This is a genomic window from Corynebacterium sp. HMSC075F02 (assembly GCF_001838335.1).
GTDB lineage: Bacteria > Actinomycetota > Actinomycetes > Mycobacteriales > Mycobacteriaceae > Corynebacterium > Corynebacterium jeikeium_D.
In genome coordinates, this window is sequence record NZ_KV836324.1 from 25,393 (window position 1) to 38,150 (window position 12,758).

Annotated in this window: 11 protein-coding genes; 9 read left to right on the forward strand and 2 right to left on the reverse strand. The window is 59.5% G+C overall.

What is annotated here, in order from left to right:
- Position 1: 1 nt before the first annotated feature.
- From HMPREF2920_RS09435 to holA, 5 genes are all read left to right on the forward strand, one after another.
- Entirely contained in the window at positions 2-709 is a 708-nt protein-coding gene (locus HMPREF2920_RS09435; protein ID WP_069359622.1) for a histidine phosphatase family protein, read from the forward strand.
- Entirely contained in the window at positions 699-2,039 is a 1,341-nt protein-coding gene (locus HMPREF2920_RS09440) for a DegV family protein (RefSeq protein WP_070546419.1), read from the forward strand. The genes HMPREF2920_RS09435 and HMPREF2920_RS09440 overlap by 11 nt, the downstream gene beginning before the upstream one ends.
- 126 nt (positions 2,040-2,165) lie before the next feature.
- Entirely contained in the window at positions 2,166-2,936 is a 771-nt protein-coding gene (locus tag HMPREF2920_RS09445) for a ComEA family DNA-binding protein (RefSeq protein WP_242451371.1), read from the forward strand.
- Complete coding sequence (locus HMPREF2920_RS09450; protein ID WP_070546423.1) at positions 2,920-4,896, forward strand: ComEC/Rec2 family competence protein; 1,977 nt, start codon at positions 2,920-2,922, stop codon at positions 4,894-4,896. The genes HMPREF2920_RS09445 and HMPREF2920_RS09450 overlap by 17 nt, the downstream gene beginning before the upstream one ends.
- The gene (gene holA, locus HMPREF2920_RS09455) at positions 4,893-5,951 is read left to right on the forward strand and encodes a DNA polymerase III subunit delta (protein ID WP_005511539.1); all 1,059 of its coding nucleotides are present in this window, start codon (positions 4,893-4,895) and stop codon (positions 5,949-5,951) included. Before HMPREF2920_RS09450 ends, holA begins: the two co-directional genes overlap by 4 nt.
- A gap of 257 nt (positions 5,952-6,208) precedes the next feature.
- Here the strand turns inward: holA and rpsT are convergent, their stop codons facing one another.
- Together rpsT and HMPREF2920_RS09465 are read right to left on the reverse strand one after the other, a co-directional pair.
- Positions 6,209-6,475, reverse strand: a complete 267-nt coding sequence (gene rpsT / locus HMPREF2920_RS09460; protein WP_016422323.1) for a 30S ribosomal protein S20 — start codon at positions 6,473-6,475, stop codon at positions 6,209-6,211.
- A gap of 273 nt (positions 6,476-6,748) precedes the next feature.
- A complete protein-coding gene (locus HMPREF2920_RS09465) occupies positions 6,749-7,363 on the reverse strand; it encodes a type II toxin-antitoxin system PemK/MazF family toxin (protein WP_049189284.1) in 615 nt (204 codons plus the stop codon).
- 162 nt (positions 7,364-7,525) lie between these two features.
- On the opposite strand from HMPREF2920_RS09465, the gene lepA reads away from it, so the two are divergent.
- From lepA to HMPREF2920_RS09485, 4 genes are all read left to right on the forward strand, one after another.
- Entirely contained in the window at positions 7,526-9,373 is a 1,848-nt protein-coding gene (gene lepA / locus HMPREF2920_RS09470; protein WP_070601633.1) for a translation elongation factor 4, read from the forward strand.
- 12 nt (positions 9,374-9,385) lie between these two features.
- Positions 9,386-10,402, forward strand: a complete 1,017-nt coding sequence (locus HMPREF2920_RS09475; protein WP_070601635.1) for an ankyrin repeat domain-containing protein — start codon at positions 9,386-9,388, stop codon at positions 10,400-10,402.
- A 91-nt stretch (positions 10,403-10,493) separates the two neighbouring features.
- Positions 10,494-12,077 (forward strand): cation:proton antiporter family protein, encoded by a 1,584-nt coding sequence (locus tag HMPREF2920_RS09480; RefSeq protein WP_049189287.1) that lies wholly within the window; start codon positions 10,494-10,496, stop codon positions 12,075-12,077.
- A 77-nt stretch (positions 12,078-12,154) separates the two neighbouring features.
- The gene (locus HMPREF2920_RS09485) at positions 12,155-12,727 is read left to right on the forward strand and encodes a histidine phosphatase family protein (protein WP_049189288.1); all 573 of its coding nucleotides are present in this window, start codon (positions 12,155-12,157) and stop codon (positions 12,725-12,727) included.
- The last annotated feature ends 31 nt before the right edge of the window (positions 12,728-12,758 follow it).

Consider the following 12,758-nt stretch of genomic DNA (forward strand, 5'->3'; position numbering starts at 1 on the left):
TGTGGCGGGCTCACGCGAGGCACATGTTGCCGCTCGACGTCGCCTGATTATGCTGCGGCACGGGCAGACCTCGTATAACGCTACCGGCCGCATTCAGGGACAGCTGGACACGCAGCTTTCCGACGTTGGTCGCGAGCAAGCCCGTACTGCGGCGCAGTACCTGGCGGAGGCTGAACCGCGAATCACAAAAATCGTGTCCTCTGACCTGACCCGGGCAGCCGACACCGCCCGCGCGCTAGCCGAGGCCACCGGTGCAGAGTTGAGTTTTGATAAGCGCCTGCGTGAGACCAACCTCGGTGAATGGCAAGAGCGTACCTACGACGAGATTGACTCCGCGTTTCCCGGTATGCGTGACCACTGGCGCCATAATCTCAACTGGGCACCCAAGGGTGGCGAGACCCGCTTTGAGGTCTCCAACCGAATGCTGGCGGTCATTGCTGAGCTAGCGGCCAACCCCGATTGGGAGTCGGATACCTTTGTGCTCGTGTCCCACGGTGGTGCCATTGCTGCCGCTACCGCAGCCCTGCTGCAGATGCCGCGCGACTACTTCAGCACGTTCAACGGCCTGGGCAACACTGCGTGGGTCGAAATGGAGCAGCGCACGCGCGTCAATGGTGAGACCTCCTGGTACCTGAATGCTTTTAACGCGAAGGTCCGCGAGCGGGAGTCGCAGGTTTCTGATTCTTCAGGAGGCCGCCATGCCCGGTGACGGTCGCGTTCGCATTGTTGTTGATGACACCGCGTGCTTGATGCCCGAGGTTGCCCGCAAGCTCGACATCACCGTGGTTCCCATCGGCCATGACATCAATGAAGACGCCGTCACCACGTCGGCAGTCAGTCCACTGAAGCTGTGCGCCGCATATGCGCGTGCGCTGGAACGCTCCAACAAGGATGGTTCTGACGCTGGCGTTGTCGCCCTGCATCTTGGCAAGGGAATGTCCGCTACCTGGTCTAACGCTGTCACCGCTGCTGGTGCGCTGGACCGTGTGACCGTCATCGATACCGACACCGTCGGAGCTGGAGTCGGTGCCGCTGCCATCGCGGCGGCCAAGGCTGCGAGGGCCGGGGCCAGTCGTGATGAGGTTGCCGATGTAGCGCGTGATGTGCTGCAGCGCTATCGACTCTGGTTGTTTGTACCAAAGCTTGATTCGCTACGTCGTGGCGGTCGCATCTCCGCGGGCCAAGCGATGCTTTCTACGGCTCTCGCTATCAAGCCCATCGTCGGCATCAAAGATGGCTCACTAGCGCTGGTCGCCAAGTGTCGGACAGAGGCGAAGGTCAAGCAGCGCATGGTGGATTTTGCCACGAAGATGGTGCGGTCCGCGTCATCGGCGAACCGTCCGCCTGCGGTATTGCTGCATCATTCCGATGCGCTTGACGACGTTCACGAGCTCCAGGCCATGCTTGCCGAAGAGCTACCCGACGATACCCGGTTTAGAATCCTGGATTTGCCGGAGTCTCTTACCGCTCATGTCGGGCAGGGAGCCTATGCAGTTGGCATGGTCTCCGGTGGCTCGATTGATTCGAATGCCATGGATTTTGAAACAGAGATGGGCGTGACAGCGCTGCTCCACAGTGTGGAGGAGAGTGACGCGCCTGCTGTTGATGCTGTGGCTGCAGACGCGGTAGACGACGATTCCGGGAACATAGACAATTCCGGTGACTCTGCTGACACGGACGGTTCGGCTGAAAACGCTGGCACCACAGACCCAGGTGAGCCGATCACCGATCAGGCTGCGGTGAAGGTAGTTGAGAATCCGGCTGCCAGTCGCAACCGCAATAAACGAATCCATCGCACAGTAGTGACTAATGAACAGGGAATTCCGCTTTTCACCACGGCGGTTTCTAAATTGCCAACGTGGAGTGAGAATCGCCAAGCAGCTCTGGATAAAGCTGAGCGTCTGGCGAAGGCTATCTCTGATTTGGCGCTGCGCGATAAGTCCGATCCCGAGGGAGCTGTATTTGGCACCGATGGGGAGAAATCGCGGGAGTCGTCGTCAAGCGACAAGCGTGATGATGACGGCGACGAGAAGAAGTAGCGGCTGAACTGCGAAGATGATCTGGCCTGTGGATAACCTCCACAGGTCATTTTTTATCCACAGATGACGCCTTGATGAGTGCTTTCGTCAAGGTGGGGTGTGGTGCGGGGCGCTAGGGTGCGCATCGTGACGAATTTGCGGAATCGGCTGGCGGACTATCTGGAACCGATTGATCAAGACAAGCGCATGGCGGTGGACTTTTCCACGCGCCGGGCGGTGGTGACGCCGCGGGTGGCGATGGCTGCGTGCCTTGTGATTGCGGTGTTGGCTGTTGGAGCAATCGCTGCGGTGGTGTGGCCGTCGACGCCGCAGGTGGAGATGCCTGCGGTGCAGGACGCGGCTGTCGCGGGGACGACACCGGAGACGACCGAAACCCCAGCGGAGGCGCCTGGCGGTCCGGGGCAGGAGACTAACGCTCAGGCACAGGTGGGGCCGTTGATTGTGTCGGTGGTGGGGTTGGTTGTGAATCCTGGCGTGGTGGAGGTGCCAGTGGGTGCGCGGGTGGTGGAGGCAATTGAGCGTGCGGGTGGGCTTTTGCCGGAGGCTAATCCTGCCAGCGTGAACCTGGCGGCACCGTTGGTAGATGGTCAACAGATTGTGGTCGGGACAGAGGCGCTGCCAGCAGGGACGGCGGAGGGCGGTTCCGATGTTTCTGGCGGTTCTGGCGCCGGTGCTGCAGGCGGGGCTGACCCGGGTGGCTCTGACGGAAAGATCAACATCAACACCGCCACTGCTACGCAGCTGGAGGAATTGCCCGGAATTGGACCCGCAACAGCGACCAAAATCATTGACTTTCGTGAAAAGAACGGGCCTTTTGCGAGTATCGACGCACTTGAGGAGGTACCGGGAATCGGCCCGGCGAAGGTAGAGGCTCTGCGCGATGCCACCACCGTCTGACCTGCGCGCTCGTGCTGGGCTCGATGTGCGGCTAGTGCCAGCAGCGGTGTTGGCGTGGGCGACTGCGGTGGCGGTGATCATGCGCCCAGAATGGGCGATAGTTGTGGTACCGAGCTCAATCGCGACTGCGGTGGCGTTGCCGTGGGCGTGGCAGCGTTGGTCGTGGCGATGGGGCAGAGGTGCGGTGACCTCCGGCTGGCGAGCAATCGCCACTATCGTGGTGCCAGCTGTGGCGGTGGCCAGCGTTGCGGTGGCCACGCGAATCCGCATAGCGCAAGCCCGAGCCCATGAGCTCTATGAGGACATTGGTGGGATGGCGAAAGTGCAATTGCGCCTCGTCACCGAGCCGAAAGCAACCGAGTTTGGGGCCAGTGCGAAGGCCCGCATCGAAGGTCTTCCGGGGCAGGTGACGGCTTTCGGCGACGAGTCACTGTTGGCTATCACGAGAGACACCGTAATTGAATCCACAGCCGGTATACGTGTGGCCAGCAAGCCCTGCATTAGTGGTATCCAGCTGAATCTGCGCGGTGATGTTGAGGTCATCGCGCCACCACAGGGGCTGGCAGCTGACGTGAGGCAGCAGCTCTTTGACTCGGCGCAGAATCTCCCCGTTGGTCCCGACCGCCTGATTCCCGCCATGGCCATCGGCGATGAGCGCGGCTTTAGCCTCACCGATGGCGATGTGATGACTGCTTCTGGGCTTTCACATCTATCAGCGGTCTCTGGAGCGAACGTTGCGCTTGTTGTCGGGGCTGTTGTAGCCGTGTTTTCGTGGGCTGGACCGCGGGTGCGCGTCGCAGTCGCCGCGCTTGCCCTGTATGGCTTTGTGGCAATTGTGGGTACAGAACCGTCAGTGCTACGCGCGGTGGTCACCGGCTGCATTGGGCTGTTGGCGATTCTTGTAGGACGAGCTGGCCAGGCCATCGCGGCGCTGTCGGCTGGCATTATTGGGTTGATTCTCCTGGCTCCAGACCTATCGGTATCAGTGGGCTTCGCCCTCTCGGTCGCAGCCACCGCCGGGTTAGTCCTTCTTGCCGAGCCCCTTGCCAGACGCCTGTCCGCCACCACCGTTATGGGTACCTGGCCCGCCCCAGTAGTCCGCGCCGTCGCCGTATCGATTGCCGCACACGTGGTCACCATGCCCGTGTTGGCGCTCCTTATCGGCGAAATTAGTCACGTCTCACTGCTCGCCAATCTCCTCGCCGCGCCCGCCGTCGCACCGGTTACTATCGCTGGTTCGCTCGCTGCCGTTGCCGCCGCACTGCATCTCAATTGGCTGGTCAGTGCGCTGCTCTGGTGCGCCGCGCCGTGCGCATGGTGGATTCATCAGGTCGCACGCCTCGCTGCGGGAATCGTCGCGCCCGCCACTGGGACGGTCACGTTGGTCATCTCCTGCACGCTCACGTTCGCATGCTTGACGGCGCTCTGGGCGTGGCCCCGTCTTGCGCTCCGCGCTGGTTGCTTCGCAGTGGTACTTGCCGTCTGTAGTTACGCGGTTATTTGGGTGTTCGGGCTGGACATTGCGCGTGCCCCACAGGGGTGGAAGGTTGCGGCCTGTGCGGAGAAGAACCAGGTTGTTCTCATTCACGCGGAGGCTGTCGGAGAACCCGCCAACCATGTGGCATCGGTTGGTTACCCTGCACCGACCTCGCTCAGCCGGCAGTGCCGAATTGCACTCGGACTCACCGAGGAAGAGGCGGGGTACGTCCAGGTGCTCGATGACACCACCAATAACCCCACGACAGAAACCGTGGCGGTGGAGTCCCCGTCGTACATCGCTGAATCCGTGAGCGGCCAACCGTCCCAATCAGGCCGCTCACCCCAGTGGTTTATCGCTCGCGAGTGTGGTCCGCGCGTGCGAGAAACCGTAATGACACCCGAGCAGATTCCTGTGGTGTGCCCGCAGCGAGATGGGCCGCAAGCCCTGTATTCCAATGGTGAAGTCTGGCGAGGAAGGTGAAATCCGGGCTGTCCCGTAGGCTAGAAACAACAGTCGCAGGAATTAACGCGGAAAAGAGGTCGGGATTGAGCGCCGTCGCACCCGTGAATTTGATTGTGGGCAAAGAGGAGCTGCTGAAAGACCGCGCCCGCCTCGCCATTGTCGCTGCCGTCCGCGCGCAGGCAGCAACGGAGTCCGATCCGGGTGGACGCTCGGTGCCTGTGACCACCATCCGCGCAGGGGACATGACCACTGTCGATGCCGTGGAGCTCTTCAGCCCTTCGTTGTTTGGAGATGACCGGATCGTGGTTGTCACCGACTGCCAAGACGCCGGCAAAGAGCCTGCCAAGCTGTTGATGGATTCGGTTAAGGATCCCGCGCCGGGCATCACGTTGATTCTCCTTCACAGCGGTGAGGGGCGTCAGAAAAAGATGGTCGCTGACCTGCGCAAGTTGGGGGTCCGCTTTTTCGAAGCTCAACCGCTCAAGCGAAACGACTTGCCCGGTTTTGTTGGCGAAGAGTTCGCCTCACACGGGGTTAAGGTGCGTCGCGACGTCATCGATACCGTCCTGGATGCGGTCGGTTCAGACCTCCGCGAACTGGCGACCGCCATTTCCCAGCTGTGTGCGGATACAGCGGGCAAGGTCACCTCGGAAGCAGTGCGCACCTACTACGGTGCTTCGGCGGAGGTCTCGGGCTTTGAGATTGCCGAGCTCGCACTGCGCGGTCGGGGCGGGGAAGCGTTGGCCAAGATGCGCCGTGCCTTGCAGCTGGGAATGGCACCGGCACTGCTGTCGGCTGCAATCACGGGAATGGTTGGTGATGTAGCTCGGCTCCACGGTGCACGTGGTGTCAATGCGCGTAGAGATGCCCACCGCTATGGCATGCCGCCGTGGAAGTTGGAGAAAACTCAGCGGTTGGCATCTGCCTGGTCAACCCCGGCGGTTGCTCGCGCTGTGGTTGTCGCGGCACAGCTGGATGCAGACACCAAGGGAGCCTCATCGACGCCGGAACTATCGCTGGAACAGTCGGTGCTTCGTATCGCGGAGCTGGCCCATTCGTCCCATCGGCGTTAAAATTTCCGGGCTGCAAATGTGAAACTGTGTGAGTTTATGACACTTTCAAGCCATTTTTCGGGCCATTTTTGTCATAAACGTAGTCAGTAACTCGCATCGCCCCACCGCCGCCAGCCATAAACGCAGCCACTAACTCGCGTTGGGGTTAAATAATAAAAACCGCCTCCCGCCACATCCGAAATGAAATCGGAAAATAGCAGGAAGCGGTTAATTTCACGGCACAAGCGCCACAAGAACGGCACAGCGCCAAAAGGGAATTAGCCCTCCAGCTTGTTGAAAGCCTTAGCCATACCGGACTTCTTGTTAGCCGCAGTGTTGCGGTGGAAGACGCCCTTGGTGACAGCCTTGTCCAGCTTGCGGGAAGCAACGCGCAGCTGAGCCTCAGCAGCAGCCTTGTCGCCAGCCTCAACAGCAGCCTGGAACTTGCGGATCTCGGTGCGGACTGCAGAGCGGATAGCCTGGTTACGCAGGCGAGCCTTCTCGTTGGTCTTGTTGCGCTTGATCTGGGACTTGATGTTTGCCATCGTGAATACCTCTTGTATCCGTAGTAGTTGGAATTGCTACCGCCCGCCACCAAGAAAACTCCTGATCACAGTGCAAATTTCGGGGTCGAACCTCTGCTGGTTAAAACTCTTTAACCAGCGAGTTAAAACCACCCACTGCGCTTATGCGACGATGAAAACGCGAACCCAAGGTCCTGTCCGCGCTCGCCGCAAAGGAACGCAACGGTAAACAACTTGCAGAATCTTAGCAAACAGCGCTGCCTAATACCAGCCGCTGCCTAGTTCCAGCTGCGGCTAATTCCAGCCGTAATCTCCGCGCAACCGGGCGGCGATGAGCTCGAAGCGCCTGCGGGGCATCATTGCGCCTGCGCGGCGAATACCCGATTCTGGAATGAGCAAGATACGGTCCATGCGAACCCACGATGGCTTGGGGTCTTCATTCCAGAACCCACTACCGATAAACAGCCACTCCGGGTGCTCACTGTGCTCGGTGCGTGTGGAAATCAGCATGCCCAGAAGATACTGGTCGTGGCGACCAACCACGACCACAGCGCGCTCACGCAAAGCGGCATTTTCACCTTCGAGCTGCAGCGGAATCCACACCACTTCGCCGGGGTCGGCCTGGCCATCCATGTCGGGGCTGTAGACGATTGTGCGGGCCAGCTCCGCGGTTGGGCGCGCGATGGTCACCGAATCTCGCAGTCGAAGTAGGGCCTCCTTGGACTCGTCGGAAAGCGAGGTGTCCTGGGCGAGTCCTAGCTGCATGTTGAGCTTAAACAGCGCCTCGTCGAGTGTGTCGGGGCCACGGAACCACTCGGTACCGGCGAAAAGACGCGCGCTGATGCGATTACGCAGGCGGCGTGGCCAGCTTTCGCGTTCATTTTGATCGGTGGACGAAGTGGAGCTCATAGAAACTAAGTCTAGAGGTTTAGTGCGGAGGGAATCGATAGGTAAGATTGTGCGTGATTGTATTTAAGCCCGGCTGGTCGGTTTTCGAGGCCGGCGCATATGGGTCGGCCAACGCCGCGCCCCAATGCCCATAACGTCTTTATTTTTCGGAGTAGACCCAACGTGACCAAGAATTTTGCGGAGCAGACTTTTACGGACCCCTCACGGATTCGAAATTTCTGCATTATTGCGCACATTGACCACGGTAAGTCCACCCTGGCGGACCGAATTCTGCAGCTCTCGGGCGTTGTTGAAGCACGCGATATGCGCGATCAGTACCTCGACAACATGGATATTGAGCGCGAGCGCGGCATCACCATTAAGGCTCAGAACGTGCGCCTGCCGTGGGTTCCGCGCACCGGCGAGCACGCGGGCGAAGAGATTGTCCTGCATCTGATTGATACGCCTGGTCACGTCGACTTCACCTACGAAGTCTCGCGTGCGCTAGAGGCGTGTGAAGGCGCGATTCTGCTTGTCGACGCTGCTCAGGGCATCGAAGCGCAGACGCTGGCCAACCTGTACCTGGCCATGGAAAACGACCTGGAGATCATTCCGGTTCTGAACAAGATTGACCTGCCGGCCGCGGATCCGGATAAGTACGCGGAGGAAATCGCGCACATCATCGGCTGTGAGCCGGAGGATGTCATGCGTGTGTCGGGCAAGACCGGTGAGGGCGTTGCGGAAATGCTCGACCGAGTCTGTGAGCTCGTCCCGGCACCGGTCGGCGATCCGGAGGCACCTGCTCGTGCGCTGATTTTTGACTCGGTCTACGACACCTACCGTGGTGTGGTCACGTACATCCGTGTTGTTGATGGGCAGCTCAAGCCGCGTGAAGTCATTCAGATGATGTCCACCGGAACTAAGCACGAGCTGTTGGAAATCGGCATCGTCTCGCCGCAGCCGAAGAAGTGTAAGGGCCTCGGCGTCGGCGAGGTCGGTTACCTCATCACCGGTGTGAAGGACGTCCGTCAGTCCAAGGTCGGTGACACCGTCACGCTGAACGCCACGCCGGCGGAGGAGCCGCTGGAAGGCTACGAAGAGCCGAAGCCGATGGTCTACTCCGGTCTGTTCCCAATCTCTCAGCAGGACTATCCTGACCTGCGTGATGCGTTGGAAAAGCTCCAGCTTAACGACGCTTCGTTGACATTCGAACCGGAGACTTCGGTTGCCCTCGGGTTTGGTTTCCGCGGTGGCTTCTTGGGCTTGCTGCACATGGAGATTACCCGTGCCCGCCTCGAGCGCGAGTTCGACCTGGATTTGATTTCGACGGCTCCGAACGTTGTCTACCGCGTTGTCATTGAGGACGGCACCGAGGTCACTGTTCACAATCCGAGTGACTGGCCGGAGGGCAAGCTCCGCGAAATTTACGAGCCGATGGTCAAGTGCACCATCGTTGTGCCGAGTGAATTCGTTGGCCCCACCATGGAGCTGTGTCAGCAGAAGCGCGGTGAGATGGGCGGTATGGACTACCTGTCGGAAGACCGCGTGGAGCTGCGCTACAAGATGCCACTGGGCGAGATTATCTTCGACTTCTTCGACATGCTGAAGTCCCGTACCAGGGGGTATGCCTCGCTGAACTACGAAGATGCCGGCGAGCAGCTTGCGGATCTGGTCAAGGTGGATATCCTCCTGCAGGGCGAAGCAGTCGATGCTTTCTCCGCTATCGTCCACCGCGACAACGCCCAGTGGTACGGCAACAAGATGACCAAGAAGCTGCGCGAGCTGATTCCTCGCCAGCAGTTCGAGGTCCCGGTTCAGGCTGCAATCGGTTCGAAGATTATCGCCCGCGAAAACATCCGTGCACTGCGCAAGGACGTCCTTGCTAAGTGTTACGGCGGTGACATTTCCCGTAAGCGCAAGCTGCTGGAGAAGCAGAAGGCCGGTAAGAAGCGCATGAAGAACATCGGTTCGGTCTCGGTGCCACAGGAGGCATTCGTGGCTGCGCTGTCCACCGACGAGGGCGGTAAGTAAAGGGGAAACTGCATGCCACGGAAGCGGAAGAAACTGGTCGAGAACTTCGAAGAGCTGCTCGAAGCCGGTGACATGGATGCACTGAAGGCCGTCTATGACACTTGCGCTCTCGACGCAGTCTTTGGCTACAGCAAGGACACTGCACTGGCGCTCCGTGGCACCCCGCCAGAGCTCATGCGCTGGCTAATCGACCAGGGGATCGACGTCAACACCGAGAACCGCTTCGGTAAAACCGCCCTGGCAGAGCACGCAAGCCGGGGCGACATCGACAAGATGAAGCTCCTGCTCGAATGCGGTGCCGACATCGAAGCCGGTAAGTATCCTCCGCTTTTCATGGCAGCGAAGAGCCATCAGCCCAAGGCGATTGCGTTGCTGTTGGAAAATGGTGCTGACCTTCACCGCGAGAACCGCCTCGGTCACGGCCGGACAGCGTTCAAAGAGGCGGTTGCTGCTGCCGATACCGATTCCCTCAGTCGAGTCCTAGACAGCATCGAGGTGCTTCTGGACGCTGGTTCGGAAATCGACGACGAAGTGCGCGAAGAGTTCACCAAGTTCGGTCGCCGCTACAACCGCATGTCAGAGAAGCAACGCGACAAGTACCAGCCAGTTATGGATCGCCTCTACGAGCGCATCGGTGCGGAACGTCCGGACGTGATTACACCTCACGATGGCCACAGCGACATCATTGTCCCCGCAGGCAAGTCGACCAACGGTCAGTTCCGATACCTCTGGAACTACCTGGTGCCGGGTGGTGGCGCAGCCGCGACTGTGCAGGGCGAGGTTATTCGCATCGTGGGCCGGCTCGGGTACGAGGCCCTGGAGATGGGCTACGTCAACTGGGACGAAGACTTTGTCGCGATGACCGACTTTTGGCTGGAGACGGTTGGGGCTGCCGAGGATGCAATGGCCGTCGTAAAGCAGCGCAAAGCTGGTGAGGCGGACATTGATGCGTTGACGGCAGCGGCGGTCGCGTGGGTGGCAGAGCACCCGCAGCCGATTGCATTGGGCGAGGTTCCGTACCGACGCTAGCTCCCAAGACGCTAGCCCCAGTCGGGTGGCAAAGAACGGTTAATGGCCAACCTCTGCATTTATCAGTTGTGTCAGACGTTATCTTTGATGGGTGGAATCCGTATACCTAACAGCAATACTGTTTTCGATTATCGGCGGGCTCGGTGCTTCGTTGCTTCGGCTGCCGCCGCTGATTGGTTTCCTTGGGGCCGGTTTTGCCGTTCATGCAATGGGACTTGAGGAAATCCCGTTTATTGATTCGCTGGCCGAGCTCGGTGTTACCACCTTGCTCTTCACAATCGGTCTGAAGCTGAATCCCAAGGATATCGTGGCGCCGCGAGTGGTCTTTTCAGGGTTGGGTCACGCATTTTTAAACACGGTGGTTTTTGCCGTGCTGTTTGGTATCGCCAGTTTCTTGCCGCTGCGTGAACTCACGGGGCTGTCGGTGACTGCGTTGATTTACATCGGCATCGCGACTTCCTTCTCGTCGACGGTGTTTGTGATGAGCCACTTGGAGGAGCAGAACCGCGGTGCTTCGGCCATCGGACGCATCGCGATTGGTGTGCTCATTCTGCAGGACATCATTGCGGTCGGTGTGCTGGTGGCATCGTCGGGTAAGACCCCGGAGCTGTGGGCGCTGGCTCTACCACTGTTGTTCTTCATCCGTCCGCTGGCGGCGCGGCTTCCCAACCGCATGTTCCGCACTGAGCTGCTGGTTCTCACCGGCATTGGTATTGCTGTGGCCGCTTACTCGGCTTTCGAGCTGGCAGGGCTGTCCGGCTCGCTGGGGTCCTTGGTTGCCGGTATTCTGCTGTCCTCGCACCCGATTTCTGACCGTCTGTCGGAAGCTCTGATTAGTATCCGTGAGCTGCTGCTGGTCGCGTTCTTTATCGAAATTGGCCTCGGTGGTCTGCCAAGTGCTGGCGGCTACGTTATCGCCGCGATTATGGTCCTGTTCCTGGTGTTCAAGGTCACTATCTTCATCGGGATTCTCAAGCGCACCGGACTGTCCCTGCGCACTAGTGCGTTGGCGGGTCTGACGTTGAGTAACTACTCGGAGTTCGGCCTCATTGTCATGGCTGCGGCGACGCAACAGGACATTCTGCCCGATGAGTGGACCTCGATTATGGCAGTCGCCGTGGCGGGTAGCTTCATTGCCAGCTCGCTGATGGTCCCGCATGAGGACAAGCTGGTCAGCTTCCTGCAGAAGTTCGTCCCAGAAACCCCAGAGGACCGCCTGGTCCCAGAAGAGGCAACGGTCATTATTGATAACGCTGATGCCCTCATCATGGGTATGGGGCGCGTCGGCGTCGGTGTCTACGGCAGGTTGGTTAATGAGTACGGCATGAACGTCTTTGGCGTTGACTTCGATGAGGATCGCATCGAAGAGCTGCGTGAGCAGGGCTACCAGGTTATCCCGGGTGATGTGACAGACCCAGAGCTGTGGCACCACATCGAGTTGGAGAAGAAACCAGCGCTGTACGTGTTGGCGCTGTCTGAGCACGCTGAGACCTACGCGATGATTCAGAACATCCGTAAGCAGGACACCGAAGCCGTGGTTGCTACCACCACTAAGGTGCAGAGGTTTAAGGATCAGCTTCTCAACGTTGGTGCCGACATGGCCGTCTACCTTTATGACGGTGCTGGCGAGGAGCTTGCCGACCGCGCAGTGGAAACACTTCAGCAGCGTTCGTAGTCGGATCCGTGACCCCGTGATGGGCTAGCAGGGCTGCCGCGGCTAACCGCACTTTCAGATAAGCCTAAGCTGGAACTATGACTGATTTATATCTCGTGCGGCACGGCGAAACTGAGTGGTCGCGCACTGGGCAGCACACATCGGTAACTGATCTTCCTCTGACTGACAACGGTAGGGAAGAAGCCAAGGCCCTCAACGGCTGGCTGGATCCGAAGGACTTTGGGCTAGTGCTGGCATCACCCCGCCAGCGTGCCCAAGAGACCGCTCGATTGGCAGGATTCCACGACTTCGAAGTCGAAGAGGATCTCGCGGAATGGTTCTACGGCGACTACGAGGGGATTACCTCGAAGGAAGTGCAGAAGACTGTTCCCGACTGGCAGATTTGGACTCACGGTGTGCCCAATGGCGAAACCGCGGAGGAAGTCCGTGAGCGCGTTGAGCGCGTGGTCAAAAGGGTTCGTGAATCGGGTGAAGACAAGGCGATTTTGTTCGCACACGGTCACTCGCTGCGTGCGCTCACTACGGCCTGGTTGGAACTGCCCATTGAACTTGGCCAGTCCTTCCCATTGAATACTGCGTCCCTGTCAGTGCTTGGTCGCTACCATGACCGGCCTGCGGTTCTGCGCTGGAACCTCTCGCGGGGGCTGTAGCGGCGTTGTGGCCGGTGCCTCAGTGAATTCG